The organism is Desulfofundulus luciae (assembly GCF_030813795.1).
Classification (GTDB): domain Bacteria; phylum Bacillota; class Desulfotomaculia; order Desulfotomaculales; family Desulfovirgulaceae; genus Desulfofundulus; species Desulfofundulus luciae.
The window spans coordinates 39,025-63,867 of the sequence record NZ_JAUSUX010000009.1; the positions used below are offsets into that span (position 1 = coordinate 39,025).

The following is a 24,843-nucleotide window of genomic DNA, read 5'->3' on the forward strand; positions in this document are numbered from 1 at the left end:
CTGAACACGGCAGTGGAAAGGCGGGCGAAAAAACATAGGGAGGCGGAAATTATGGTCGATTGGACGGCATTTTATGCAGGTATGGCCATAGTTCTTGGCGTGGGCGTTTTGGCGGCTATATTTGCCGGACCAATCAGTGGGGTAATGGAAAAGGTCGAAGAAAAAGCCAGCGGGCATCACAGTCATTAAACAATAAAAGCATCAGGAAGCGGCCGGTGTACCCCGTGCATGGTGGTGAGGGGAACTCCGGCCGCTTTTCTACCCTATTCTTGTTGCTCTCCCGGTATGCGCAGCCGGGCAGGATTGCGGGTGACAAAGCACGAGTTTCAGTGGTATACTTAGATAAAGGCAGCAATGACAGGAAGTGGGGTATGACAGGTGCAAGTAATCAGGAAATCCATGGGAAAAGTCCCGGTCCTGGTTTTAAGCTTTTTCATTTTGTTGCTGTTTGCATCCGGCTGTACCTGGTCCAGGCAACCGGCACCGGCAAATGATTTGCCGGCTCCCACCCCGCCCCAGTCCCTATTCCTGGCTGTGTATTATGTAAAATCTACGGGCCAGGAAAGCTATTTGGTGCGGGAAATCCACCAGATACCCCCGACGAAAGATCCGGCGCTGGCAGCCATACGGGAATTAATTTCCGGTGAGCCATCCACCCCGGGAGCCATGCGTATTTTACCCTCCAACACCAAAGTCCTGGGTGTAACGGTAAAGGACGGTCTGGCTACAGTTAACTTCTCCAGGGAGGTACTGGAACACCCCAGTGCAGGTGCTGAAGGGGAAGCCCTGGGCATCCAAAGTGTGGTCAACACTTTAACCGAGTTCCCGGAAATCCGCCAGGTATCGTTCCAGGTGGAAGGCAAGGTAGATGAGCGTACCCGGGACTGGTGGGGCCATGTGGGTTTATATGATCAACCCTTCCGGAGGGATTTGTCCAGGGTTTACGAGCCGGCCATTTGGGTCACCCACCCCACACCGGAGCAGGTAGTAGGTGTGCCGCTGCTGGTCAAGGGTAGCGCCAGAGTTTTCGAAGGAACTGTCAACGCCAGACTGGTGGACAGCCAGGGCAACGTTTTGGTCAGCGCACATACCACCGCCACCAGGGGTGCTCCCGGGCGGGGAGACTTTGAAATGCGGCTGAATTTTAACCCCCCGCAGGACGGGAAAGGCATCCTGGAAGTGTACTCGATCAGCGCCAGGGACGGCAGCGTCGAAAACAAGGTAACCATACCCGTGCGCTGGCCGTAAAATATACCTCGGGCACCCTGATGAGAGAAAAGCAAACTAAACCAGAAAGCGAGGTGGCAAGATGACCAGAGAAAAAAACAAACCCGGTACCGTTGAAACAGCCCAGGGGGAATCCATAGAACACCTCATGAAACGGGTAAAAAGGGAATTGCTCTGGGTTTTAACCAGCAGTGTCGTTGCTTTCGGGCTGGGCCTTATAGCCGGAAATTTCATCAAGTTCTAATATTAATCAGCCAGAGGAGCACGGCAAAAGCAATAAGCGCCAGACGCAGGACACTTACCGCCCTGTCGGCTACTATTTTTTTCATCTTTAACCATTCCGCCAAAGCGCAGGGTAGCACCAGGACTCCAAAAATAAACCGGGCTACCGGGGCAAAAGCGGGATAACCGAGGGTAAAAACCCACAGAATCAGCGCCCAGGCGAAAATGGCCAGGGCAAGTTTTGCAGGGCCGGGCAAATTACGGAAGGACACTGGCTCCACCTCTTTTCCATCTATAGTAAGTTAGATTCCCCCTTTCCCCGGAATTTCCTTCTCCTTTTTACCCGCCCCGGCATATCCTGAAAAGAAAAAGGAGGGCGGGAATTGCAAGTGTCATTGAGAGTGGTTCGTGTCCAAAACAGGGCGCAATTTTCTTCCTTCCTCGGGTTGGCAGAATTAATTTACGGCCGGGGCAGCCAGGCAGCCCTGGCCAACCGGAGGGAAACGGTTCTCCTGTTTGACCCCCGGGCCAACCCGGCGTTATGGCATGTTCGCCTGGCCCTTTTTTTGGCCCTGCAGAACGACAAACCCGTGGGAAGGGTAGCCTGTGCAGTGGATGAATACTGCCGGGAAGAAAACACGGGTTTTTTTGGTGCTTTTGAAGCGGTCCGGGATGAACATATAACCCGGGCTCTACTGGAAGCGGCAGGGAAATGGCTCCGGGAGGAGAAGTGCCAGAGAATGATCGGTCCCGCAATGGTGAACACCAACCAGCGGGTGGGCGTTTTGATTGATGGCTTTTCCGCTCCCCCGGCCTTCGTCCTTCCTTACAATCCTCCCTATTACCGGGAACTTTTCGAAAACTGCGGATGCCAAAAACTGGCAGATCTGCTGGCCTTTCAATGGCTGGCTAAAGAAGCGTTACCGGAGGAAATAAAACGGGCAGCCCGCCGGGCCAGGCGCTACGCGGGAACGGTTGTACGTCCTTTAAATCCTGGTTTGCCCTTAAACCGGGAAGTGGAAGCGGTACATTATATCCTGAACTGCTCCATGAAACAGAACTGGGGCTATATTCCCCTGACCCGCACCGAAGTCTTAGCCATTTTAACTCACTACCAAAGGGTGGCGGATCCCCGCTTACTTCTGCTGGCCCAGGTAGACCATCGCCCGGCGGGAATTTGCTTCTGCATACCCCAACCGGAAAAGTCGGAAGGAAAACCGACCTTTAGACTGGCCCTTTTGGCCGTGGTCCCCGAATTCCGGCAGCGGGGAATAGATGCCCTGCTCCTGGAAGCCTGTCATGCCGCCCTGCCACTCTTCAGCCGGATTGAAATGTCCCAAATCCACGAGGACAACACAGTGGTACTGAAAATGGTGAAAAGGATAACCCCGCATCCACCGGTCAGACGTTACCGGGTATACCAGCGGAACACCCCCTGAGAAAAAAAGTTCCCACTGGCTAGAAGTGGGAAACGGGAAGAAGGAGGTATATGGTTTTTCATGCGTGCGCTCTATATTATGACATAAGCTGACTTTTTTTTCTGTCATCCCGGCGACCATTTTTTTGTCTTATTGGCGACAAACAGCTTGAAGAGGAACAATAGCGCTGGATTACCCAGTTACAGTTCCCGTATTTTTACACCCCGGGCCAAATCTTCCCCTTCCAACTTATACAGGGCATCCAGCAGGGCAACCTGAAAGCTCGCCGGTCCGCGGCTGGTGGCAGCGGCATGCTCTGCGGCCAGGCCGTAATAGGCGAGGGCTGCCGCACCGGCCGTCACGCCGTCAGCTTCCACCGCCCGGAAAGCAGCAATGACACTGGTGGCAGAACAACCCGTACCTGTCACTGTAGTGAGCAGGGCATGCCCGTTAGCCACTGCAATCAATCGCTCTCCATCACTGATGTAATCGGTGGCTCCCGTTACCACAACCACGGTGCCCAAATCACGTGCTACCTGCCTGGCCATTTGACCGGCAGGCACGGAAATTTCTCCGGCATCCACACCTCTGGTCTGCCCGCCGAAACCACTGACGGCAGCGATTTCCGAAGCGTTGCCGCGTAAAATGTCGATATGCAATTCCCTGATAATCCTCTGCGCAGTCGCCGTGCGAAAAGGCGTAGCTCCCGCCCCGACAGGGTCGAAGATAACAGGAATACCTGCTGCACTGGCCGCCCGGCCCGCCAGCAGCATTGCTTCCACTTCGTCTGCCGTAAGCGTCCCCATATTCAACACCACGGCCCGGGCTAAGCGCGCCATGTCAGCCACTTCTTCCCGGGCATAGGCCATTACCGGTGAAGCCCCAACGGCCAGGGTAACGTTGGCGGTCAGATTGGTCACAACCAAATTAGTGATATGGTGTATTAGCGGGCGCACCTCCCGCACCTTTTGCCGCAAAGCAATTACCAGTTCTCCCCAGTTCACAGCGTTATCCCTCCGGAATACCTGTTAATGTTTATCAATTCAATTATTAAAAAACTTACCCGGTAAGTTTTTTACCGGGCAGGTCTATAAGGAAGACTTATGGTATTTTTTCGCCACCAAATTGAAAATTCCTGCAGGGGACGTAACTACTTAGGGAGGTTCGAATTCCACGAAAACCGTGGTTCCCGGCGCCACGCGGCTGCCCGCCCCCGGACGTTGCCGGACGGCCACACCGCTGCCCGAGGCTTTGAATTTTAAGCCCAACTCCTCCAGGATCGAGCCCGCCTTTTTTACCGTAAGCCCGGATAGGTCGGGAATAACCCGCTGTTCCGGAGGCTGGCTGGTAACAATTTGTAAACTAACCGTAGTACCTGGGGAAACACGCTTGCCCGCTGACGGCTCCTGACCGGTCACCAGGCCGGTTTTTCCGGGAGACCAGGACCGCAATCCCCGCTCCTGTAGTAGCCAGCGGGCGTCGGCTACCGGAAAGCCGACCACATTGGGCACGACAACCAGATCATCCTGCTCCGGGGGAGCATGCCGGCTCTCCCGGCCGGGGTCTTCGGGAACCCCCAGGTAGCGCAAGGTATCCCGGACTACGGCGCCAAAAGCCGGAGCGGCCACTTCACCCCCGTGATATTCCTGCCCCCGGGGTTCACCAACCACCACCAGGGCGGCAATGCGAGGGTTGCCGGCGGGGGCGAAACCGGCAAAGGAAGCTACATACTTCCCTTCCACATAGCCGCCCGGACCGGGTACCTGGGCGGTACCTGTTTTCCCCGCTACCCTGTAGCCTTCCACCAGGGCCCGCTTACCGGTTCCTTCAAGAACCACTTTTTCTAATAACCCGGCCAGTTGCCGGGCGGTATCCCTGGAGATAACCTGCCGGATCACCCGTGGAGATATTTCACGGACAGTTTTTCCCGACGCATCCTCCACGGCCCTGACTACATGGGGCTGCATGAGATAACCGCCGTTGGCTATGGCCGAAACGGCAGTTAAAAGCTGGATGGGCGTAACCGCAATGGATTGTCCAATGGCCATGGTAGCCAGGTCCAGCTCCGAGGCCCTTTGTTCAGGCAACACCACTCCCGATTCCTCGCCGGGCAAATCAATGCCCGTGGGGGTTCCAAAACCAAAGCCCCGGACATATTTATAAAACCTCTCCTTGCCCAGTTTTAACCCTACCTGGACGAAAACCGGGTTACAGGAGTTTCCTACGGCCTGGCCAAAAGATTGCGGCCCGTGCCCCTTGCGATCCCAGCAGTAAATCCGCCGCCCATTAACCACAGCATAACCCGGATCATTAAACCAGTCCGTGGGCCGCACCACACCCTCCTCCAGGGCTGCCGCCGCGGTAATCATCTTGAAGGTTGAGCCGGGTTCATAGGTATAGAGGGTGACCGGATTCTTTTCCCAAACCTCCCGGGGAAACTTCTGCCACCGGGAGGGGTCAAAGGTGGGCCGGCTGCCCATGGCCAGAATCTCTCCCGTTTTGGGGTCCATAACCAGAATGGCCGCCCATTTCGGCTGGTAAGCAGAAACAATCCTGTCCAGTTCCCGCTCCACGTAGTACTGGATGGTCTGATCCAGGGTGAGTATCAGGTTGTTTCCCGCTTCCGAAGGCTGTACCACTACCCCGCTCTGGGGAATCTGCCGGCCCTGGGCATCAATTTCCAGCACCATTTTTCCCGGAGTCCCCCGCAATTCCGCATCATAACTTTTCTCCAGGCCATTAAGGCCCTGGTTATCATCCCCCACAAAGCCCAGCAGGGCCGCGGCGAGGTTACCCTGCTTGTAAAAACGGGTACTGGACTCGATAAAACCAAGGCCGCTGATTCCCTGCAACTTCCTGGCCCGGTCGAAATCCACCCCGTGTCCCAGCCAGACAAATGGCCCCCGGCCGGCCAGTTTTTTATACACTTCGTCCCGCCGGACACCCAAAATGGCCGCAACCTTATCCGCCGTACTCCCCGGGTCCTTTATCTGATCAGGATGGGCATAAATGGAATAAGCGGGAACGCTGGTAACCAGGGGGTTGCGATGGCGGTCGTAGATGTTCCCCCGGTTGGGTTGCAGGATAATATCCCTGGTACGAATCTCGGTTGCTTCCCGGCGCAATTGCCCTCCCCATACTATCTGAACCAGGAACAGGCGCGCGATCAGGTAGCTAAAGGCCAGCAACGCCATCAGGAGGAGAATGCCCAGGCGCCGGGAAAAGGTATTTTTAGGAAGAGCCAATCTAAAGTGCCCCCTTCTCCAGGTGACTGCAATCATTAAAGAGGGTTAAGATCCCCTTATCCCAGGAAGAAAACTCAAGGGTAGAAAGGCAGGCATTATTCACTCCCAGGCGCCAGTATTGATTCAAATCCATTCCTAAAACCGTACCCACCAGCGTGCGAATACAGCCTCCATGGCAGACAACCACTACCTGGCCGGTGGGGTGTCTTTCCACTATCTCCCGCACTGCCCGGGTCACCCTCTCCACCACCTCCGCCAGGGTTTCCCCCCCGGGAATGCGCGTGTGCAAAGGATCATGCCACCACTCTTGCAACTCCCGGGCGTAGCGGGCTTTAATTTCCGCCACCGTCAGTCCTTCCCAGGCACCGAAGTTAATTTCCCGCAGGGCCTTTAGGGCCACGACGGGTAGCCCGTGAGGTTCCGCCAGAATGCGGGCCGTGTTCAATGCCCGCTGGAGGTCGCTGGAGTAAAAGGCACTGATATTTTCCCCGCGCAAACGCCTGGCTAGCGCCCGGGCCTGTTCCAGCCCATGCGGGGAAAGGGCGATGTCGCTGTGACCCTGAAATCTAAACTGCGCGTTCCAGATTGTTTCGCCGTGCCTGACCAGATAAATGCGACAGCTCATGATCTCCCCTAAAGCACCTCACGCAATGCTTCCAGGAGGCGCAAGTTTTCCTTGCGCCTCTTTACAGCAATTCGAATGTATCCCTCCGACAGGCCGGGAAAGTTGGCACAGTTACGCACCAGGATTCCCCGGCGTCCCAGTCGGCGGACCAGTTCCCCCGCCGTACATTTAGCGCCAGTTATATCCACCAGCAAGAAATTGGCCGCCCCGGGGAAAGGACGCAGGCCGGGCAAAGAGGAAAGCTCCCGGAACAGGAATTCCCGCTCCCGGGCGACCATATCCCGGGCAGCTTTAATATATTCCTTGTCTTGCAGTCCGGCCACTCCGGCTACCTGGGCCAGGGCATTGACGCTCCAGGGGTCCCTTGCCCGGTCCAGGGCCTCAACCACGTTGGGCTGTGCCGCCAGCACTCCCAGGCGCAAACCGGGAATGGCCAGAATTTTGGTTAAAGAATAAACCAGGATCAGGCTGGAGTTCCGGCCAGCCAGGGAAAGTAAAGTATGACTTTGGGGATCGACCACAAAGTCCATAAAAGCCTCATCAACGATTACCATGGCCTTATATGCGGCGGCCGCTTCCAGCAAAACCTCCAGTTCCAGGCGGGGGACAAGCCCTCCGGTAGGATTATTGGGATTACATAAAAAAAGAGCATCCACCCCCGGCAGCCGCCTTAAAACTTCCTCCATGGGGAAAGGAAAACCAAGGGACGGATCCAGAAAAACATAATTAACTTCCCCCCCGGCAGCCTTTACGGCCAGGGCATATTCGCTAAAGGTAGGGGCAGGAATGAGCACCCGGCGGAAGGAAAAAACCCGGGCCAGCAGGTAAATTAACTCGCTGGCGCCGTTTCCCACCAGAAGGCAAGGGGTATCAACTCCAAGGTGCTCCGCCAGGGCACTTTTTACCCCCCGGCAATCTGGATCCGGGTAATGGCAGATCTGCCACAGGTTAGCCTTAATGGCTTCCAGGACTGACGGGCAGGGACCGAGGGGATTGATATTGGCACTGAAATCCAGAAAATCCTGCGGCGCAAGCCCGTATTCCATGGCCGCCCGTACCAGGTTGCCGCCATGGGGAGGAATGGACTGGTAATCCCTTTCTATATCCTTTTTATCATCGAGGCCCATCATTTGAACCTCCTTTTACCAAAAAGTTACTGGCAGGTAATTGAGCAGAGGATATGCCACCAGCAGCAAAAACACTTCCAGAATTTCATTGATAGCCCCGTAGGTATCCCCGGTGAGACCGCCCAGCCGGCCGGTGAGGTATCGACCAAGCTGGTGAACAAGTACAAGGGAAAGAAACAGCAGAACCAGGCCGACCGGCCCCCCGAGAACGGCCGCTCCCAGGGCACAAAGGGAGGCCAGGGCCAGTTCCCGCCCCCGGGTATGGCGGACCTGCAAAAGTCCAAGGCCCTGCGGCCGGGCATAGGGAAAGCGGGCAATGGCGTAAACCATCCCCCAGCGGCTGATGGCCGGGACGGTTAAGAGCAAGCGGGGCAAAACCTCCCGGGGGAGGCTAAAAAGCAGCGCAAACTTGAGCAATAATAAACATACCAGTCCGAGCACGCCGAAGGCTCCCACCCGGCTATCCCGCATAATTTCCAACATTTTCTCCCTGGACCGCCCGCTGAAAATACCGTCCATGGTATCCATAAACCCGTCCAGGTGCAACCCCCCGCTAAATACGACCATACCCAGTACCAAAAGGGCGGCGGTGACTGCCGGCGGGAACAAGGGTGAAAGACTGAAATAAAGGGCTGTCCAGGCCGCGCCCAGGAAAAGGCCAACCAGAGGGAAAAAAAGAGGTGCCCGCCCGTAAGCCTGCTCATCGAATTCACCCCGGTACACGTAAAACCGGGTCAAAAATTGCAGGGCCATGGCCAGGGTTTTTAGCATCCCATCACCGTTCTTTGCCTTTTATATTGCTCGCAACGGTCAATAAATCGCCGGGCAGCTTCCGGGCAGGCGGCAAAGTGCAGGTGGAGGTAGGAGGCCAGCAGGTTGCCATGGACGTAGCCATCCAGTAACCCCTCCTTATCCCCTTCCCGGTAGAGCACATAAGCCCGGGGGAAGTCCCGGGGCATGCCCTCTATCGAGGAATAGTGAAATTCGTGACCCACCAGCCTTGTTCCGGCCGGGGCCAGGATATTATCGGCCAGTACCCGGGCCTCACAATATCCCAGGGCTACCCGCCGGGAATGCATGCGGCAAATTCCCGGCAACAAACCGGCCATGGGATATTCCCTGCCCTCAAAATCGCAAATGGCCCGGCAAAGATACATCAACCCGCCGCATTCGGCATACACGGGCATACCCTGGTGAAAGGCCCGGCGCAAACTTTCCAGGAACCCTTTATTGGCCGCCAGCCTTTTTAAAAACATTTCCGGAAAGCCACCACCTATGTAAAGGCCATCGAGCTCCGGTGGCAAGGCCGGATCGGAAAGGGCGCTGACAAAAACAATTTCCGCTCCCAAAGCGGCCAGGAGCTCCAGCCCATCCTGGTAGTAAAAGTTAAAGGCGGCGTCCTTTACTATCCCCAGGCGCACCCGGGGGGGCAGAGGTGTGGCGGGAAAAATTACCCGCGGAGTTTCGGGCAGAGGCGGCGCCTGCCGGGCTGCCCCCAGCAAGCAGGAAAGATCCACCCCTTCCTCCAGGATCGCCACCAGCCGCTCTAAATGGTCGGCCAGGGCGTTCTTTTCCACCGCCGGCAGCAGACCAAGGTGCCGGTGGGGAAGGGATATTTCTTCCCGGCGGCCAACCCAGCCCAGCACGGGAACCTCGGCCTGTTTTTCAATGGCCTCCTTGAGCGTTGCGTAGTGCCGGACGCTGCCCACACGGTTGAGCAGCACCCCGACCAAACGCACCCGGGGATCAAAAAGCCGGTAACCCAGGACCAGGGCGGCAGCACTGCGGGACATGGACCGGGCATCCACCACCAGCAAAACCGGGGCATCGAGGGTTTTAGCCACCTCCGCCGAGCTACCCCGCTCCGTAGTCCCTTTGCCGTCGTAAAGACCCATAACCCCCTCGATTATACAGAGGTCCGCTCCGGAAGCGACGCGGGTAAACACCTCCCGCACTCCGTCCGCCCCTAAAAAAAAGGTATCCAGATTGCGGGAAATCCGTCCGGTGGCCGCGGTGTGGTAGCCGGGATCAATATAATCCGGACCCACCTTGAAAGGCTGGACCGCAAAACCCGCGCGGGTAAAGGCGGCCATCAGGGCCGTGGCCAGAGTGGTTTTACCGGCCCCGCTGTGGGTAGCGGCAATTAAAAGGCGCGGTATGTTCAAAGAGTCCTGCCCCCCTCATAAAAGTGAGTAAAAAAAGAGTAATTTCACAGCTAAACCGCTGAGCACCGCCAGGGCGGCGGTGAGGTAGAGCATGTCCACCGCCTGCCGGATGTGATCTATCTGCGGCGGGTGGCCGGATTCGTTTAAGTAGGCCCGAAAGGAAGCCTGCTCGCCATAATAATTCAGCCCCCCCAGGCGTATCCCCAGGGCGCCGGCCATGGCCGCCTCTGGAATGCCGCTGTTGGGACTGGGATGACGCGGGGCATCTTTTCTTATGGCCTGCCAGGCCTCACCAGCCCTGCGTCCGGAAAGCCAGGCTGCCGCCACCAGCAACAGCCCCGCCCAGCGTGCAGGCAAAAAATTGGCCACATCGTCCAGCCGGGCCGAGGCCCAGCCCAGATCCCGGTACAGGTCGTTACGGTAGCCCACCATGGAGTCAAGGGTATTCACCGCCCGGTAGGCCATGGCCAGGGGCGCTCCGCCAATCAGGGCGTAAAAGAGGGGGGATACAAAACCATCGACAATGTTTTCGGCCACCGTTTCCACCGTAGCCCGGGCAACTTCCCGGGCATCCATGCGGTGCGTATCCCTGCCGACTATAAAGCCTACCTGCCGGCGAGCCAGATCAAGAGCGCCCCGGGACAGGGGACGCAGCACATCCCGGGCCGCCCCGGCCAACCCCCGGACGGCAAAGGTGGTGGAAATCAGCCAGACCTCCAGTCCCAGGGCCAGCCAGGGATGCACAAGGGCAGCCAGGCTGACCAGAAGGTACGCGGCCAGGTAACTGCTCCCCACCACAACGGCCGCCAGGACCACCCCTGCGACTCGCAGAGAAAAGGGATTCTTAGCTACCCGGCGGAGAATTTTTTCAAGCCCGGCAATGATTTTACCGATAATCACTACCGGGTGGGGAAGCCAGCGCGGGTCTCCCACCAGCAGGTCCACAAGGTAAGCAGCCACTACCTGGAGCATGTCCCGTTACCTGGCACAAATCCAAACACCCAGGCCTGTCGCCCCTTTCCGTGCATTCTTGCAGAATTGCATACCGCCGCTCCCGCCCTTCCGTAATTGCGGCAATGGATAATGGCTAACTCACACGGCCCTGGACTTGGGTCCAGGCAAACCGAGGAGCTGGTAAATCCTGTCCATATCCAGGCTTCCCCGCACTACAGCGGCCAGCCGGTCATAATCCCGTTGCCGCTGCTCCAGGTGGCTGGTACCTTCCTGCTCCAGGGGAGCCAGCCCCTTTTTTATCCTTAAAGCGTTAAGCAACTGCCGGCGGAAGCCATCGTGATCAAACAGGCCGTGGATATAGGTTCCAAAGACCAGCCCCCGTTCATCCTGCGCCCCATCCGGGCAATCCACCGCTTCCCCGGAACGCCGGTGGATATGAAAGGCCGGTACGGCCCCGGGCCCCAGTTGGGTGCGTCCCATGTGAATCTCGTAACCCACTACCCTTTGTCCCCGGGCCGGTGATAAAAGGGGGCCTCTGCCGGTGACTGTGGCCTCCACCTGGGTGGTCACCTTTTCCGGCTCAAAGGCGGTGCTGATATCCAGCAATCCCAGTCCTTCTATTCTGGGAATGCTGGACTCGGTGTGATAGGGATCGGCCAGTTCTTTGCCCAGCATCTGGAAGCCGCCGCAGATGCCGATTACCGGCACTCCTTCCCGGGCCAACCGGCATATTTCGCCAGCCAGGCCCGATCGCTTTAAAGAAACCAGATCCTCAATGGTGTTTTTGCTTCCGGGAAGGATGATCAGATCTGGCCGCCCTAAAGGGGTTCCTTTCCCAATATAACGCAAATTTACATCGGGCTCGTCCTCCAGGGGATCAAAATCAGTAAAATTGGAAATATGGGGCAGGTGAATGACGGCAACTTCCACTTCCCGCCTGGAAGGTGTCCGGCTTCTACGCAGGCATTCCTCAGAAACAGTATCTTCTTCCTGCACCCGGAAGCCTTCAAAGTAGGGAACTACCCCCACCACCGGTATGCCTGTTTTTGCTTCCAGGAAGTCCACCGCCGGCTGAAAGAGTTTTAAATCCCCGCGAAACTTATTGATAATGATCCCCGCCACCCGCCGCCGATCCTCTTCCGGAAGCAATTCCAGCGTGCCAACCACCGCGGCCAGGGCGCCACCCTTGTCTATATCGGCGGCAAGAAGCACCGGGGCCTCCGCCAGCCGGGCCACCCGCATGTTCACAATTTCCGTAGCCTGGAGGTTGACCTCTGCCGGGCTTCCGGCACCCTCTATGGCCACGATCTCATAACAGCGGCGAAGCCGGTCCAGGGCCTGGCATATAATTTCCCATGCCTTTTGGGCATAGCCGTTATGATATTCCCGGGCGGAAAGGTTTCCTACTGGCCGGCCCAGGACAATCACCTGGGAGGAGGCCTGTCCCGTGGGCTTGAGCAAAATGGGGTTCATGTCCACATGCGGCTCTATCCCGGCGGCCTCGGCCTGCACCACCTGAGCCCGGCCCATCTCACCCCCATCCCGGGTTACAAAAGAGTTCAGGGCCATGTTCTGGGACTTAAACGGGGCCACACGATAGCCATCCTGGTAAAAGATGCGACAAAGGGCGGCCACCAGGACACTTTTGCCCACGTGTGAAGCGGTTCCCTGCACCATAATGGTCCTGGCCAGCATATATAAGCTACCTCCTTTTGAATACCAGGGATTTGATTTCCACGGGCAGACCGGCCACCACCAGGTAAACCTCCTCCGCCTCTTGAGCCAGGAGCTGGTTTACCCGCCCCGCCACATCGCGAAACGAACGGCCAAGGGCATTGTCCGGTACCAGGCCCATTCCTACTTCATTGGCTACCATAATTACGCGGGCCGGCGAGGCGGCAGCAGTCCTGCCCAATTGCCGGGCCTGTTCCAGGATGAAACTTTCTTTATCTTCCGCTGTACTGCCGGAGGCGGGCAGACTTTCGTCCAGCAAGAGATTGGTCACCCACATGGTCAAACAGTCGATTAAAAGGATGTCTGCCCGTCTTTCGTATTCCTTGATTACCCTTTCCAGTTGGTGGGTTTCTTCTACCGTAAGCCAGGCGGCAGGACGGCGCCGGCGGTGACTAACGATCCGGCGGGCCATTTCATCGTCACCGGCAGCAGCCGTAGCTACATAAACAACCCTTGAACCGGAAGAAGCGGCCAGTCCTTCGGCAAAATTGCTCTTGCCACTCCTGGCACCGCCAAGAACAAGCACCAGAGCCATAACAACACCCCTTAAAACAAAAACCCCAGCCTTCGAAAGACCGGGGAAAATTGTGCCAGGCCACTCCCTAGCCCCGAACAGACGCCATGCCCCTTTTCTCACGAAGGGGGCAAAGGCACCCGCAGGCAGGTATCCTGGCTCCCGGATCATCGCCTGCCCTACGCCTTCCCTGGCGGTGGCATTGCAGGGCTGCTTCCCGGTTACAGTGGCGGAGACCGCTCAGGAATTTCACCTGATTCCCTATTCTCCCCGTTGGGGCACCTGCAGGCCGGAAAATTATTTTATTTGCTAATTCGCCATTTTTTAAAAAAATCCTCTTGAAGTTAAAATTTTTCTATGTACTCTTTTACTCGCTGGACCAATTCTTCAATCAGGTGGGGCAGGGGTTCGGCACGCAGTCCCACCAGTTCCACAGATCCCCGTACCAGGGGCAACAAAATTTTTTTTGCCGGGCTCGCGGCGAGGGCCGTGGCCATGGCCGGTGTTAACTCCCCCATCATGGCGTGGGGGAAAAGAATGCTTACCGGACCCACGATCAGGTCTACCCGAGGCGCATTGTAGATTACCGCATTTTCACCGGTGGCTCCCTCGTTGGCGCCGGCCCGGAGCATCACCGAAGTAGCCAGGGCATTGGTTCCCAGGGCCAGAATATCCACATCCTCGGGCAATTCCCGGCGCAACCTTTCCATGATATGCTTGCCTATACCGCCGCCCTGCCCGTCCACTACAGCAATACGCATAATCTTCGCTCCTAAACCTTTAGTTTCAAACACAACTTAAACGGGGCTTATCCCCGCTTACACCGGTGCTTCACGTAAGATGTAAACCCCGGCCTGCTGTGGACCGGATCCCGCCGGCGCAACGAAGGCGGTGTGAAACCCGTTTAACCGCCGCGAGAATCCGGCTGCCTAGCTTCAACAGAATCACGGGACAGGTAATCCTTAAGTCTTGATTCCAGTTCAAGGATTTGTAAATTTTTTCGTAAAAGGGACCGGGCGTAACGATAATTAGCCCGGTGCAGCCGCTTATTCTCCTTTTCCAGCCGGTCCAGGAAGGCAGATTTTTCTCTATCCATCCGTTCGATTAAATTCATCAACACCCGGCGGCTCAAACGGAGCTGTTCCACCTTCTCCTCCAGTTCCTGGATCCGCCGTTGCATTTCAAGCACATCCATCGATCCACCACCCCAGGCAGCAGGTCTGTTTTTAGTATATGCCGCCCCTGGTGGCAATAGACGAATGGCTACCGGAAGGAAAATGCCCTGCCAATGCGTTCCACTGCCTCGACCAGCAGTTCCTCTTCCTGGACCAGGGCCATGCGCACATAGCCCTCCCCCATGGCTCCAAAGGCCAGTCCGGGAACGACCAGCACCCCAGCCCGCTCCAGCAAGTCCAGGGCAAACTGCCGCGAGGAAGTATATCCCGCCGGCAGGGGAGCCCAAACAAACATGGAGGCGTTGGGTTTGGGCATATGCCAGCCATAACGGGCCAATCCTTCCACCAGCACATCCCGCCGGCGCTGGTAAATGCGGGCCGTCTCTTCCACGCAATCCTGGGGACCTTCTAAGGCCGCAATGCCCGCCTCCTGAACCGCCCGGAATACACCGTAGTCAATGTTGGACTTGATGCGGGCAAGGGCGGCCAGCACATCCCGGTTGCCCACGGCAAAGCCTATCCGGCAGCCTGCCATATTATAGGTCTTGGACAGGGAATAGAACTCAATACCCACTTCTTTGGCACCGGGAACTTCCAGAAAACTCATGGGTTTAAATCCATCGTAAGCCAGCTCGGCATAGGCCACGTCATGGCAAACCAGAATATCGTAATGGCGGGCAAAATCGACCACGTGTTCAAAAAATTCGCGGTTGGCCGAAACAGCCACCGGATTGTTGGGGTAGTTGAGCCACATTAACCTGGCCCTGCGGGCCACTTCCCCGGGGATGGCCGACAAATCGGGCAGAAAATTGTTTTCGGCCAGAAGGGGCATGGGGTAGATTTCCCCGCCGGCCAAGAGAATGCTGCAGGCATAAATGGGATAGCCTGGGTCGGGAACCAGGGCCACATCTCCCGGGTTAATATAAGCCAGGGCGATGTGAGCCAGGCCGTCCTGGGAACCCATTAAGACCAGCACTTCATGATCCGGGTCCAGTTCCACCCCAAAGCGCCGCCGGTACCAGCGGGCCAGCGCCTGGTGCAGGGCTGGCAGGCCTTCCAGGGGATAACGGTAATTAAGTGGGTTATCAATTGCCCGGTGCAGGGCGGCAATGATGTGGGGAGCCGGCGGGCGATCCGGGCTGCCCACACCCAAATTTATCACCTTTAGCCCCCGGCCTTCCACCTGTTTCTTATACTGCTCCATCTCGTTAAAAATGGCCGACTCCAAACCTTTTATACGCTGTGCTACTTCCATGTCCCCACCCCGTTTGACAACAAGTTTAAGCTTCCGGGCCTTGCCGGGCCAGTTCCTTTAATATAGATATCACTTCATCCGGCGCCGTGGACGCCCCCAGGCGGTTATATTCCCGGTGGTCCGAACCGTGGTAGTCGGAACCTCCGGTGGCCACCAGGCGGTAGCGCCGGCAGAGCCTCTCGTAATGCCACACCATCTCTTCAGGATGGGACGGGTAATATACTTCAAGACCCTGTAACCCTTCGGCAACCAGCCGGGGGATGAGGTGATCGCAACGGGCCAGGCCGGGATGGGCCAGCACCGCCACCCCGCCCGCCCGGCGAAGCAGGTGCACCGCCTCCCGGGGAGTATATTTGTACCTGGGCACATAAGCTACCCGATCCTTGCCGATGTATTTCTCAAAAGCTTCCGCTACCGTGGTCACGGCCCCCGCCTGAACCAGAGCCCGGGCCACATGGGGGCGCCCCACCGCTCCTCCCCCGGCCAGCTCCAGCACCTGTTCCACTTCCACCGGTATTCCCAGGGAGCGGAGCCGTTCCACCATCTTTGCCACCCGTTCCACCCGTGCCCGGCGAAAAAGGGCAAGCCGGGCCTGCAGTTCAGAATAATCCATATGGAAAAGATAGCCCAGGATATGTATTTCGTGGCCCTCTTCCTCTGTACTCAGCTCCACTCCAGGCAAAACCGGAAAAGAAAGCTTTGTACCCGCGTCCAGGGCGGGAAGAAGGCCATCAACGGTATCGTGATCGGTGATGGCCAGGGCAGAAAGACCTGCCCTGCAGGCCTTTTCCACAACCTTTCCAGGATCGTCGGTGCCATCGGAAGCGGTGGTATGTACGTGCAGGTCACAGGGCAATTATTTCACCTCATTCGACACGATTGGCGGTTGTTCCTGCCCGGGTAAAACCTGATGCAGTACCCGCAAGAAGTTACCCCCCAGGATGGCAGAAATCTCTTCGGCCCGGTATCCCCGCTGCCACAGGGCACGGGTTAAGGAGGGCAGGTGGGAGACGTCTTCCAGTCCCGGGGTGACATTTTTAATACCGTCAAAGTCGGAACCTATTCCCACACAGCCCACCCCTCCCAGGGCGACCATGTGATCCAGATGATCCAGCAATTTGTCCAGTGAAGGCTCCGAGGGATGGACGAATTCGGGACAAAAGCACAGCCCTATTACTCCACCGCGGGCGGCCAGGGCACGGATCTGGTCGTCGCTTAAGTTGCGGCGGTGATTGCAAACATGTCTGGTGTTGGCGTGGGAGGCAATCACGGGCCGGGTGGATACTTCTAGCACATCCCAGAAACCGGCCTCGGATAAATGGGAGACATCCACCAGCATCCCCAGCCGGTTCATTTCCCGCACCACCTCCCGCCCGAAACGGGTTAAACCACCCCGGGTCTCCTCTTCGGCCACCCCGTCGGCCAGTTCGTTGCGCCCGTTCCAGGTCAGGGTCAGGCTTCTCACCCCCAGGCGGTAAAACATGCGCAGCACCTCGAGACAACCGCCCAGGGCCTCCCCACCCTCTATGGCCAGCAGGGCACCGATCTTGCCTGAAGCCCGGGCCGCCGCAATGTCGTCAAAACAGGTAACCAGCATTAATTCTTCCCGGTTGGCCTCCAGTTCACTATAAAACCTGTCGAGAAGCGCCATGGCCCTGGCCACGGCCCGCTCCCGGTGGGCCGGGGCAATAAAGGCAGCAAAAAACAGCACATCGACGCCTCCCCGGCGCAAGCGGCTTAAATCCACATGCCCGCCCTTTCCCTCCTCCGATAAATGACGGTTTTGAATCTCCATAGCCGTGAGCACATCACAATGGGCATCTACCACCAGGCTGTGGTAATGCAGGGATAACCAGTCCACCCGTCCATTCACTCCCAAGAGCAAACTAAAAAACCTGTTTATTCGTCGAACGGAATAAACAGGCCGCCTGCACAAAATTTACTATTTCAGCTTTTATCTGGGCTCTACTATTAATTTGATGGCCGTTCTTTCTTCTCCGTCAATAATAATATCGGTGAAGGCAGGTATGCAGATCAGGTCCATTCCATGGGGCGCTACGAATCCTCGGGCAATGGCTACCGCTTTTACGGCCTGGTTAAGGGCACCGGCACCGATGGCCTGTATTTCCGCACAGCCACGCTCACGGAGAACCCGACCAGGGCTCCAGCGACAGAATTTGGGTTGGACTTTGCTGAAACTTTTAATACTTCCATGCACCAAAGACCTCCTTCTTCTGTGAAATATTTTTCCGGTACCTGCTGTATTTCGTAAAATATATATTCGCTAAGGTCAAAAAAATTCCTTTTTTATGACGCACCCTTTCGGAATCTTTTTTCTAACTTCTGATTATTCGAAATTTTGTATCCTCCTGACTTCCCGCGCCTCACCGGTTTCATCGTCAATATCGATGACCACCGCATTGAACTGGTAGGGCCCGGAGGCTACCTCAAAACGGCGGGGCAACTGGGTGAGAAACTTGCCCAGCACCAGCTCCTTTTTAACGCCAATCACCGAATCCCGGGGACCGGTCATGCCTACATCGGTAATGTAAGCCGTGCCACCGGGTAGAATGCGTTCATCGGCCGTCTGGACGTGGGTATGGGTACCGCAAACTGCCGATACCCGTCCGGCCAGATACCAGCCCATAGCCATTTTTTCCGAGGTGGCTTCGGCATGAAAATCCACCAGGATAACCCTAGTTACCCCCCCCAACTGGGCGAGCAACTGGTCTGCCTTGCGGAAAGGACAATCAAGTTCGGGCATAAAAACGCGTCCGGCCAGGTTTAAAACGGCCACCCTTCTATTGCGTCCGGTCTCATATACGTAAAAACCCGCCCCCGGTACCCCGGGAGGATAATTGGCCGGGCGCAAGATCCTTCTTTCCTGTTCGATAAGGTCAAAGATTTCCTTGTGATCCCAAACGTGGTTGCCCATGGTGATGACATCAACGCCGCTGGCCAGAAGTTCCCTGGCCACTTCCCGGGTTATGCCGTTGCCTCCGGCGGCATTTTCACCGTTGGCCACAACAAAATCGATGTCCAGCTCACGCTGTAACCCGGGCAGGTTTTCTTTTAAAGCCCGCCTGCCGGGGCGGCCTACAATATCGCCGATGAAAAGCAAACGCACTGGAGGTTTTCCCCCTGGTCACTTGTTAAAAACCAGTACACGACCATCCTCACGAAAGGCAAAAAGATGCTTCTCTTCAGCAGTGACGCGCATGCTGTCAAGCATATGTTCAATAATTTCTTCCTGGATCAGTAGATCCTCTTCAAAGAGGGAATCATTGGCTTCGGTAACCAGGTTATCGTCTAAAAGCTGGCGCAAAAGCTGCACGATAAGGGCTATTTCTTCCTGAACCAGGGTTTCCACATCGCGCTGAACCTCAATTATGGTCAGGTGGCCGCAAATTTGATGGTCGATGAGGCTGACCCGGATCTGTTTGCCTTCCAGCATGCTGAAAACCTCTATACTATCAAGCAGCTTTTCTTTTACTGCTGCTATTTCCCGGCGATTAAGGACCCGGGAAGCAATGAAGGTAAACTTCAAAACCTGCCTGCCGGGATCAAAATTAATGGTGGCCACCTCGGGATAACGCACCAGAATGGAAATTAACAGTCCCACACTATCCGTAACGTCTTCCCTGCCCGTAACCAAAAAAGTCACCTTCCTTTTGTCCTCATACCAGCAATACGTTTAAAATTCGGTTTTATCGTCCGAGTTCCTGCCTCTTCCCGGAGGCAGCCCAAAAAAAATTTATTCCATGAAAGGGAAATGACCCCTGTACGGGGTCACTTTGCGTAATCCACCACCCGGGTTTCCCGTATAATGGTCACATTAATCTGGCCCGGGTAATCCAGTTCTTTTTCGATTTTCTTGGCAATTTCCCGGCTCAGGCGAACGGCTCCCAGGTCATCAATCTTATCTGGCTTAACCATAATCCTGATCTCCCGCCCTGCCTGGATGGCATAGCATTTTTCCACACCCTCAAAGGAGCCGGCGATCTCTTCCAGCTTCTGCAGCCTCTTGATATAAGCTTCCAGGGTTTCCCGCCGGGCCCCCGGCCGGGCCGCCGATATGGCATCGGCCGCCTGTACCAGCACCGCAGTAATGGTCTGGGCTTCCTGATCCCCATGGTGGGCGGCAATGGCGTTGATCACCTCGGGATGCTCGCGGTACTTTTTGGCCAGCTCCACGCCAATGGATACGTGGGGACCCTCTACCTCGTGGTCCACCGCCTTGCCAATGTCGTGCAACAAACCGGCCCGTTTGGCTGTTTGCACATCCACACCCAGTTCAGCGGCCATCAATCCGGCCAGGTGGGCCACTTCGATGGAATGTTTGAGGACGTTCTGCCCGTAGCTGGTACGGAATTTTAACCGGCCCAGGAGAGTAACCAGCTCGGGATGCAAACCGTGCACCCCGGTTTCGAAGGTGGCCTGTTCCCCGGCCTCGCGAATTTGGGCTTCCACTTCCTTGCGGGCCTTCTCCACCATTTCTTCAATCCGGGCGGGGTGAATGCGCCCGTCAACGATGAGCTTTTCCAGGGCAATCCGGGCAATTTCCCGCCGGATGGGGTCAAACCCGGATAGAATAACCGCTTCCGGAGTGTCGTCGATAATTAAATCGATCCCGGTTAGAGTTTCAAAAGCGCGAATGTTGCGCCCTTCCCGGCCAATGATGCGCCCCTTCATCTCATCGCTGGGCAGGGGAATAACCGCCACCGTAGTTTCGGTGACGTGATCCGCGGCACACCGCTGAATGGCCAGGGAAATAATCTCCCGGGCGCGCCTTTCCGCCTCCTCCCGGGCCTTGTTTTCCACATCCTTGATCATCAGGGCCGCTTCGTGTTGCACTTCCTTTTCAATGTCGGCAAGTAGCTGCTGGCGCGCTTCCTCTGAAGTCAGCCCCGAGATCCGTTCAAGTTCGCTAACCTGTTGTTGATAAATCTCGCTTAAACGCGCTTTTAGACTTTCAATCTCTGCCTCCTTGCGGTTAAGGGCTTCTTCTTTGCGTTCAATGGACTCGATTTTGCGATCGAGGGTTTCCTCCTTTTGCAACAGCCGCCGTTCCAGGCGTTGCAGCTCGGACCGGCGCTCCTTGTTCTCCCTCTCCATTTCATTACGTAACCGCAAGACTTCTTCCTTAGCCTCAAGGATGGCTTCCCGTTTTTTCGCTTCTGCAGCCTTTTCTGCCTCTTCTATTATCTTCCTGGCTTCAGTTTCGGCCGAAGCAATCTTGGCCTCTACCAGGTACTTGCGAACCAGATACCCAATGGCAAAAGCAACCACTGCGGCGATCACTGTTACGGCTACGGTAATGGCTTGCAAATTATCTCACCTCCTTAACGCATGCTCCCTGCAGGCATCCCAAGCTTTTTAGCCCGCCGGGCCTGCCGGGATGTCACAGGTATACAAAAAAAAGACCGAGTCAAGCTCGGTAGAAAAAGAATCGGTACTACTTTTGTTTCGGCCACGGGCAGAAAAACCCCTCTAACCCCTTTTTTAGAGGTTATTCTTGAGGTTATGTCCTTCCCTTTGGGAAGGTTGTATCTATTTCAAACCCGCACCAGTAGTAACCAATTCTACTTTCTCCCAACGATAATTCTATATATTTTATTAGAGAATGTCAAGGTTCATCCCTCACTGGCAACGGGCAATATAACTGGTTGCTGTTAACATCACTGCGGTTCAAAATTACTCCTCTGTGGTTTGATCCCCTGCTGAAGGCATCTTAATGCCGCCCACCTGTAGTTGCTGGCGGATTTTTTGCTCAATTTCCCGGGCTACCTCGGGGTGATCCCGCAAGTATTCCTTCACATTCTCCCGGCCCTGTCCCAGCCGTTCCTCTCCGTAAGAATACCAGGTACCGCTTTTGGTGACGATCTTCATCTCTGTGGCCAGATCCAAAAGCGTCCCCTCCCTGGAAATCCCCGTACCATACATGATATCAAAATCTGCCTGCTTAAAGGGCGGAGCCAGCTTGTTTTTAACTACCTTCACCCGGGTCCGGCAGCCAATGATGTCCGAACCCTGCTTTAGTGCTTCCAGCTTGCGCACCTCCAGGCGTACGGAAGCGTAAAACTTTAGCGCCCTGCCGCCGGGTGTGGTCTCCGGGTTGCCAAACATTACGCCCACCTTTTCCCGCAACTGGTTGATAAAAATGGCCGTGGTGCGGGATTTACTGATGGCACCGGTTAGTTTGCGCAGGGCCTGGGACATCAGGCGGGCCTGCAGGCCGACCTGGAGCTCGCCCATTTCCCCTTCAATTTCCGCCTTTGGCACCAGGGCCGCCACCGAGTCGATGACCACCACGTCTATAGCACCGCTCCGTACCAGCGCTTCACAGATCTCCAGGGCCTGCTCGCCGGTATCGGGCTGGGACACCAGCAGATTTTCAATATCCACCCCCAGGTTTTTGGCGTAGACCGGATCCAGGGCATGTTCCGCATCAATAAAAGCTGCTATGCCGCCGGCTTTTTGGGCTTCGGCGATGATGTGCAGGGCCACGGTGGTCTTGCCTGAAGACTCCGGGCCAAAGATTTCCACCACCCGGCCCCGGGGCACTCCGCCAACCCCCAGGGCAATGTCCAGGGACAGGGCCCCGGTGGGAATCACCTCCACGTTGAGCCTGGCAGTCTCGCCCAGTCTCATGATGGCCCCTTTACCGAAATTCTGCTCAATTTTACTTAAGGTCGCTTCCAGTACCTTTAATCTCTCATTGGACATTCTCAACACCACCTTAAAAAAGTAAGTACCCACCGGGTTCGGCCAAAAAGGCCTGGCCAAAACTAACACGATGGATTATGATTATGATCGTGCGGAAAGGAGAGTACAGGTAAAAATGAACAAAAGATATTTCCTGCTGGGGGTCAAGGACGCCCTGCCTGTTGTGCTGGGCTACCTCCCCCTGGGCATGGCCTTCGGGGTGCTGGCCCGCTCCGGCCACCTTTCCATTGGCCAGGTGCTGGCCATGTCTTTAATAATCTATTCCGGCTCGGCCCAGTTTATTGCCGTGGGCATGCTGGGAACCGGGGCAGCCCCGGCCAGCATTATGGCCACAGTTATGCTGGTCAATTCCCGCTTGATACTTTTAAGTGCCTCCCTGGCATCCCATCTTTCCCGTGTGACCGCTCCCGTGCTCTCTTTCCTGGCTCACGGGATCACCGATGAAACCTACGCCGTGGCTGTGGGCCGGATGGGTGAAAAACCCGCTAACCGGTGGTACCTCACCGGGTTGTTCGTCACCGCCCACATGGCCTGGTTAGGAGGCAGTGCGGCGGGAGGAATACTGGGCAGGTTGCTGGGGGATACTGCCCGCTGGGGGTTTAACTTTGCCCTCACGGCCATGTTTGTCTGCCTGTTAATCTTGCAGTTGAAAAACAATGTCACCATCATGGTAGCCTGCCTGGCCGGGCTGGTTTCGGTCGTGGTGGCCTCCATGATCGGCGGCGGATGGAATATCATTGTGGCCACTATCCTGGCCGCTACGGTGGGGGTGTTGATGGAAAAATGGGAAAAACCGTCTGGGCAATCATCCTCGGTATCGCCGCGTTAAATTACCTGTTCCGGGTGACCCCGCTTTTACTTTTAAGCCGGATCCGGATCCCTCCGCTCTGGGCCAGGTGGCTGGGTTACGTACCGGCAGCCGTGCTGGCGGCCCTGGTTGCCCCGGAAATTTTTCTGGCCGGGGGGAAGCCGGCACTAACGCTCGAGAACAAGAACCTCCTGGCCGCCATTCCTACTTTTCTGGTGGCCGTCAAAACCAGGAGCTTACTTTTCACCCTGCTGGTGGGCGTGACCTCCATGATCCTTTTAAATGCCCTGGGCTAGGACCGGGCGAGTAAATACAGGCGGATCATGTTCAGGGCAGCGTTGGCAGCCCCCTGTCTCACCGCCTGGCGGTGGCCGGGAAAGTGAAACTCCCGGCAACTGGTACCATCGGGGGCAGCCAGGGCAATATAAGTCAGCCCCACCGGTTTGGCCGGGGTGCCCCCACCCGGCCCGGCAATACCTGTAATGGACAGCCCTAAATGTGCTCCGGCAAGGGATCTCACTCCTTCGGCCATGGCCACGGCAGTCTGCTGGCTTACGGCACCGTGGGCCTGAAGAGTCTCGAGCGGGACACCCAGGACTTTTTCCTTAACCCGGTTATCGTAAGCCACAATGCTGCCCAAAAAATATTCGGAACTGCCGGGTACGGAGGTTAAGCGGGCGGCAGTCAATCCACCGGTACAGGATTCCGCCAGGGCGCAGGTCAAGCCCTTTTGAGCCAGCAACCGTCCCACCACCTCCTCCAGGACGTCGTCATCCATCCCAAACAGGTAACCGGCCAGGCGTTCCCGCACCTTCTCCAGCAACCCGGTGATCATTTGCTCGGCGGCAGCACCGTCGGCAGCCCGGGCACTAATGCGCACATGCACTTCGCCGGGCTGGGCCACGTAGGCTATTCCGGGGTTACCCTGCCCCCCCAGGTCGCCGATGAGCTCCTGAACCTCTGATTCGGAGATACCGGTCACCTTGAGCAATCTGGTGCGGGTAACCATCCCCGGGTTGCCCAGGGAGGCCAGGTAGGGAACCACCGAGTTTTCAAACATGGCTTTTAGCTCCCGCGGCGGTCCGGGAAGGAGGATGACCACCTTGCCCTGGTGTTCCAGCAGGGCCCCCGGGGCGGTACCTACGGGATTGGGCAACACTCTTGCCCCTGCGGGGAAGTAGGCCTGCCTGGCCATACTTTCGAACACGGGCGTCCCCCGCCGGGCCATGAACTCCCGGAGCCACTGCAGCGTTGGCTCATCGAGTACCATGGGCAACCCCAGCACCCGGGCTACCGTATCCTTGGTCAGGTCATCGGTGGTGGGACCCAGACCGCCGGTAACAATGATGAGATCCGCCCTTTCCAGGGCGGCTTTTAGAACCTGGGCCAGACGGTCCCAGTTATCGCCCACAGTGGTGTGCAGGATAACCTCAATCCCATGGGCCGCCATTTGCCGGCCCAGATACTGGGCATGGGTATTCAGCACCTCTCCTAAAAGCAGTTCGGTGCCGGTGAAAATTAGCTCGGCCTGCATGTGCTCACTTCCTCGCCTTCCTCTTCCTGCTTGCCTCTCCTTCATTTATCTTTTCGCCAGGACCACTCGAAACCCTCCCGCCCCCGGAAAAATGTAGTACGGGGAGGTCAGAAG

The 24,843-nt window shown here is 56.6% G+C and carries 26 protein-coding genes, 1 pseudogene and 1 riboswitch; of the genes and pseudogenes, 6 read left to right on the top strand and 21 right to left on the bottom strand.

All coding sequences use genetic code 11. The annotated features are described in order from the left end of the window. The first annotated feature begins 51 nt into the window (after positions 1–51). The 3 genes from J2Z49_RS06965 to J2Z49_RS06975 all read left to right on the top strand — a co-directional run bounded on the left by J2Z49_RS06965 (position 52) and on the right by J2Z49_RS06975 (position 1,471). On the top strand, positions 52–189 hold the full coding sequence (locus tag J2Z49_RS06965; RefSeq protein ID WP_307401289.1) for a hypothetical protein: 138 nt from the start codon (positions 52–54) through the stop codon (positions 187–189). A gap of 345 nt (positions 190–534) precedes the next feature. Further along, entirely contained in the window at positions 535–1,248 is a 714-nt protein-coding gene (locus J2Z49_RS06970) for a Gmad2 immunoglobulin-like domain-containing protein (RefSeq protein WP_307401291.1), read from the top strand. A 61-nt stretch (positions 1,249–1,309) separates the two neighbouring features. Further along, the gene (locus J2Z49_RS06975) at positions 1,310–1,471 is read left to right on the top strand and encodes a hypothetical protein (protein ID WP_307401292.1); all 162 of its coding nucleotides are present in this window, start codon (positions 1,310–1,312) and stop codon (positions 1,469–1,471) included. Here the strand turns inward: J2Z49_RS06975 and J2Z49_RS06980 are convergent. Further along, a complete protein-coding gene (locus tag J2Z49_RS06980; protein ID WP_307401295.1) occupies positions 1,461–1,721 on the bottom strand; it encodes a hypothetical protein in 261 nt (86 codons plus the stop codon). The genes J2Z49_RS06975 and J2Z49_RS06980 overlap by 11 nt on opposite strands. Positions 1,722–1,844: 123 nt before the next feature. Between J2Z49_RS06980 and J2Z49_RS06985 the strand changes: the two genes are divergently transcribed. Next, positions 1,845–2,888, top strand: coding sequence for a hypothetical protein (locus J2Z49_RS06985; RefSeq protein ID WP_307401297.1), 1,044 nt, complete (start codon positions 1,845–1,847; stop codon positions 2,886–2,888). A gap of 179 nt (positions 2,889–3,067) precedes the next feature. Here J2Z49_RS06985 and thiM read toward each other — a convergent pair whose 3' ends face one another. The 19 genes and pseudogenes from thiM to recA all read right to left on the bottom strand — a co-directional run bounded on the left by thiM (position 3,068) and on the right by recA (position 22,387). Beyond that, entirely contained in the window at positions 3,068–3,871 is an 804-nt protein-coding gene (thiM, locus tag J2Z49_RS06990) for a hydroxyethylthiazole kinase (RefSeq protein WP_307401300.1), read from the bottom strand. Between the two features lie 150 nt (positions 3,872–4,021). Further along, complete coding sequence (locus tag J2Z49_RS06995) at positions 4,022–6,112, bottom strand: penicillin-binding transpeptidase domain-containing protein (protein ID WP_307401304.1); 2,091 nt, start codon at positions 6,110–6,112, stop codon at positions 4,022–4,024. A gap of 1 nt (position 6,113) precedes the next feature. After that, the gene (gene cobC / locus J2Z49_RS07000) at positions 6,114–6,737 is read right to left on the bottom strand and encodes an alpha-ribazole phosphatase (protein ID WP_307401306.1); all 624 of its coding nucleotides are present in this window, start codon (positions 6,735–6,737) and stop codon (positions 6,114–6,116) included. 8 nt (positions 6,738–6,745) lie between these two features. After that, positions 6,746–7,867 (bottom strand): threonine-phosphate decarboxylase CobD, encoded by a 1,122-nt coding sequence (gene cobD, locus J2Z49_RS07005; RefSeq protein WP_307401309.1) that lies wholly within the window; start codon positions 7,865–7,867, stop codon positions 6,746–6,748. A gap of 12 nt (positions 7,868–7,879) precedes the next feature. Continuing rightward, positions 7,880–8,635, bottom strand: a complete 756-nt coding sequence (gene cobS / locus J2Z49_RS07010; RefSeq protein ID WP_307401311.1) for an adenosylcobinamide-GDP ribazoletransferase — start codon at positions 8,633–8,635, stop codon at positions 7,880–7,882. Then, positions 8,629–10,029 carry a cobyrinate a,c-diamide synthase gene (locus J2Z49_RS07015; protein ID WP_307401314.1) on the bottom strand — a complete coding sequence of 467 codons (1,401 nt, stop codon included), beginning with the start codon at positions 10,027–10,029 and terminating at the stop codon, positions 8,629–8,631. The genes cobS and J2Z49_RS07015 overlap by 7 nt, the downstream gene beginning before the upstream one ends. Positions 10,030–10,044: 15 nt before the next feature. Further along, the gene (gene cbiB, locus J2Z49_RS07020; RefSeq protein WP_307401317.1) at positions 10,045–11,001 is read right to left on the bottom strand and encodes an adenosylcobinamide-phosphate synthase CbiB; all 957 of its coding nucleotides are present in this window, start codon (positions 10,999–11,001) and stop codon (positions 10,045–10,047) included. A 120-nt stretch (positions 11,002–11,121) separates the two neighbouring features. Continuing rightward, a complete protein-coding gene (locus J2Z49_RS07025; protein ID WP_307401321.1) occupies positions 11,122–12,678 on the bottom strand; it encodes a cobyric acid synthase in 1,557 nt (518 codons plus the stop codon). Positions 12,679–12,685: 7 nt separating this feature from the next. Further along, on the bottom strand, positions 12,686–13,252 hold the full coding sequence (gene cobU, locus J2Z49_RS07030; protein ID WP_307401324.1) for a bifunctional adenosylcobinamide kinase/adenosylcobinamide-phosphate guanylyltransferase: 567 nt from the start codon (positions 13,250–13,252) through the stop codon (positions 12,686–12,688). Positions 13,253–13,359: 107 nt separating this feature from the next. Continuing rightward, a riboswitch (cobalamin riboswitch) is annotated at positions 13,360–13,532 on the bottom strand. Between the two features lie 43 nt (positions 13,533–13,575). Next, positions 13,576–13,992, bottom strand: coding sequence for a DUF3842 family protein (locus J2Z49_RS07035; protein WP_307401325.1), 417 nt, complete (start codon positions 13,990–13,992; stop codon positions 13,576–13,578). Positions 13,993–14,135: 143 nt separating this feature from the next. Further along, positions 14,136–14,426: a translation initiation factor 2 gene (locus J2Z49_RS07040; protein WP_307401328.1), complete on the bottom strand. Its 291-nt coding sequence runs from the start codon at positions 14,424–14,426 to the stop codon at positions 14,136–14,138. Between the two features lie 68 nt (positions 14,427–14,494). Further along, the gene (locus tag J2Z49_RS07045; RefSeq protein ID WP_307401330.1) at positions 14,495–15,661 is read right to left on the bottom strand and encodes an LL-diaminopimelate aminotransferase; all 1,167 of its coding nucleotides are present in this window, start codon (positions 15,659–15,661) and stop codon (positions 14,495–14,497) included. Positions 15,662–15,686: 25 nt separating this feature from the next. Beyond that, entirely contained in the window at positions 15,687–16,517 is an 831-nt protein-coding gene (locus J2Z49_RS07050; protein WP_307401333.1) for a PHP domain-containing protein, read from the bottom strand. Further along, positions 16,518–17,546 (bottom strand): dipeptidase, encoded by a 1,029-nt coding sequence (locus tag J2Z49_RS07055; protein WP_307401336.1) that lies wholly within the window; start codon positions 17,544–17,546, stop codon positions 16,518–16,520. It abuts the gene before it with no gap. Positions 17,547–17,615: 69 nt separating this feature from the next. After that, positions 17,616–17,875 (bottom strand): annotated as a pseudogene (locus J2Z49_RS07060) (stage V sporulation protein S). Positions 17,876–18,008: 133 nt separating this feature from the next. Next, on the bottom strand, positions 18,009–18,788 hold the full coding sequence (locus tag J2Z49_RS07065; RefSeq protein WP_307401339.1) for a TIGR00282 family metallophosphoesterase: 780 nt from the start codon (positions 18,786–18,788) through the stop codon (positions 18,009–18,011). 18 nt (positions 18,789–18,806) lie between these two features. Further along, the gene (locus J2Z49_RS07070; RefSeq protein ID WP_407650061.1) at positions 18,807–19,325 is read right to left on the bottom strand and encodes a hypothetical protein; all 519 of its coding nucleotides are present in this window, start codon (positions 19,323–19,325) and stop codon (positions 18,807–18,809) included. Between the two features lie 125 nt (positions 19,326–19,450). Then, a complete protein-coding gene (rny, locus tag J2Z49_RS07075) occupies positions 19,451–20,989 on the bottom strand; it encodes a ribonuclease Y (RefSeq protein ID WP_307401343.1) in 1,539 nt (512 codons plus the stop codon). Between the two features lie 366 nt (positions 20,990–21,355). Then, positions 21,356–22,387 (bottom strand): recombinase RecA, encoded by a 1,032-nt coding sequence (gene recA / locus J2Z49_RS07080; RefSeq protein WP_307401346.1) that lies wholly within the window; start codon positions 22,385–22,387, stop codon positions 21,356–21,358. A 115-nt stretch (positions 22,388–22,502) separates the two neighbouring features. On the opposite strand from recA, the gene J2Z49_RS07085 reads away from it, so the two are divergent. After that, positions 22,503–23,216, top strand: a complete 714-nt coding sequence (locus J2Z49_RS07085) for an AzlC family ABC transporter permease (RefSeq protein ID WP_307401349.1) — start codon at positions 22,503–22,505, stop codon at positions 23,214–23,216. Further along, positions 23,171–23,491 carry an AzlD domain-containing protein gene (locus J2Z49_RS07090; protein ID WP_307401352.1) on the top strand — a complete coding sequence of 107 codons (321 nt, stop codon included), beginning with the start codon at positions 23,171–23,173 and terminating at the stop codon, positions 23,489–23,491. Before J2Z49_RS07085 ends, J2Z49_RS07090 begins: the two co-directional genes overlap by 46 nt. On the opposite strand, the gene J2Z49_RS07095 is transcribed toward J2Z49_RS07090, so the two are convergent. Then, on the bottom strand, positions 23,488–24,729 hold the full coding sequence (locus tag J2Z49_RS07095) for a competence/damage-inducible protein A (protein WP_307401354.1): 1,242 nt from the start codon (positions 24,727–24,729) through the stop codon (positions 23,488–23,490). The genes J2Z49_RS07090 and J2Z49_RS07095 overlap by 4 nt on opposite strands. Positions 24,730–24,843 lie beyond the last annotated feature (114 nt).

What these genes read in the sequence shown, in the direction of transcription:
- J2Z49_RS06965 (WP_307401289.1), top strand. Translation starts at nt 52, where the DNA reads ATGGTCGATTGGACGGCATTTTATGCAGGTATGGCCATAGTTCTTGGC.
- J2Z49_RS06975 (WP_307401292.1), top strand. Translation starts at nt 1,310, where the DNA reads ATGACCAGAGAAAAAAACAAACCCGGTACCGTTGAAACAGCCCAGGGG.
- cobC (WP_307401306.1), bottom strand. Translation starts at nt 6,737, where the DNA reads ATGAGCTGTCGCATTTATCTGGTCAGGCACGGCGAAACAATCTGGAAC.
- cobD (WP_307401309.1), bottom strand. Translation starts at nt 7,867, where the DNA reads ATGATGGGCCTCGATGATAAAAAGGATATAGAAAGGGATTACCAGTCC.
- cobS (WP_307401311.1), bottom strand. Translation starts at nt 8,635, where the DNA reads ATGCTAAAAACCCTGGCCATGGCCCTGCAATTTTTGACCCGGTTTTAC.
- cbiB (WP_307401317.1), bottom strand. Translation starts at nt 11,001, where the DNA reads ATGCTCCAGGTAGTGGCTGCTTACCTTGTGGACCTGCTGGTGGGAGAC.
- J2Z49_RS07025 (WP_307401321.1), bottom strand. Translation starts at nt 12,678, where the DNA reads ATGCTGGCCAGGACCATTATGGTGCAGGGAACCGCTTCACACGTGGGC.
- cobU (WP_307401324.1), bottom strand. Translation starts at nt 13,252, where the DNA reads ATGGCTCTGGTGCTTGTTCTTGGCGGTGCCAGGAGTGGCAAGAGCAAT.
- J2Z49_RS07035 (WP_307401325.1), bottom strand. Translation starts at nt 13,992, where the DNA reads ATGCGTATTGCTGTAGTGGACGGGCAGGGCGGCGGTATAGGCAAGCAT.
- J2Z49_RS07040 (WP_307401328.1), bottom strand. Translation starts at nt 14,426, where the DNA reads ATGGATGTGCTTGAAATGCAACGGCGGATCCAGGAACTGGAGGAGAAG.
- J2Z49_RS07045 (WP_307401330.1), bottom strand. Translation starts at nt 15,661, where the DNA reads ATGGAAGTAGCACAGCGTATAAAAGGTTTGGAGTCGGCCATTTTTAAC.
- recA (WP_307401346.1), bottom strand. Translation starts at nt 22,387, where the DNA reads ATGTCCAATGAGAGATTAAAGGTACTGGAAGCGACCTTAAGTAAAATT.
- J2Z49_RS07085 (WP_307401349.1), top strand. Translation starts at nt 22,503, where the DNA reads ATGAACAAAAGATATTTCCTGCTGGGGGTCAAGGACGCCCTGCCTGTT.
- J2Z49_RS07090 (WP_307401352.1), top strand. Translation starts at nt 23,171, where the DNA reads ATGGGAAAAACCGTCTGGGCAATCATCCTCGGTATCGCCGCGTTAAAT.
- J2Z49_RS07095 (WP_307401354.1), bottom strand. Translation starts at nt 24,729, where the DNA reads ATGCAGGCCGAGCTAATTTTCACCGGCACCGAACTGCTTTTAGGAGAG.